This is a genomic window from Acinetobacter sp. MD2 (assembly GCF_035615575.1).
Taxonomy (GTDB): domain Bacteria; phylum Pseudomonadota; class Gammaproteobacteria; order Pseudomonadales; family Moraxellaceae; genus Acinetobacter.
Genome location: NZ_VTDK01000022.1, coordinates 1 through 526 on the forward strand (window position 1 = coordinate 1; position 526 = coordinate 526).

The window sequence follows — 526 nt, forward strand, 5'->3', positions numbered from 1 at the left end:
CTACTTTCGTACCTGCTCGACTTGTGGGTCTCGCAGTTAAGCGCGCTTTTGCCTTTATACTCTACGCGTGATTTCCGACCACGCTGAGCGCACCTTCGTACTCCTCCGTTACTCTTTAGGAGGAGACCGCCCCAGTCAAACTACCCACCAGACATGGTCCTCGCCCCAGATTATGGGGCAGAGTTAGAACCTCAACATTCCCAGGGTGGTATTTCAAGGATGGCTCCAATGGAACTGGCGTCCCATCTTCATAGCCTCCCACCTATCCTACACAAGTAAGGTCAAAGTTCAATGTCAAGCTGCAGTAAAGGTTCACGGGGTCTTTCTGTCTAGCCGCGGGTACACTGCATCTTCACAGCGATTTCGATTTCACTGAGCCTCTGCTGGAGACAGCGCCGCCATCATTATGCCATTCGTGCAGGTCGGAACTTACCCGACAAGGAATTTCGCTACCTTAGGACCGTTATAGTTACGGCCGCCGTTTACTGGGGCTTCGATCAAGAGCTTCGCTTACGCTAACCCCATC

The 526-nt window shown here is 52.5% G+C and carries 1 rRNA gene; it reads right to left on the reverse strand.

Going from position 1 to position 526, the window contains the following annotated elements:
• Positions 1–526: ribosomal RNA gene (locus FXN70_RS11935) — 23S ribosomal RNA — on the reverse strand; the annotation flags it as partial.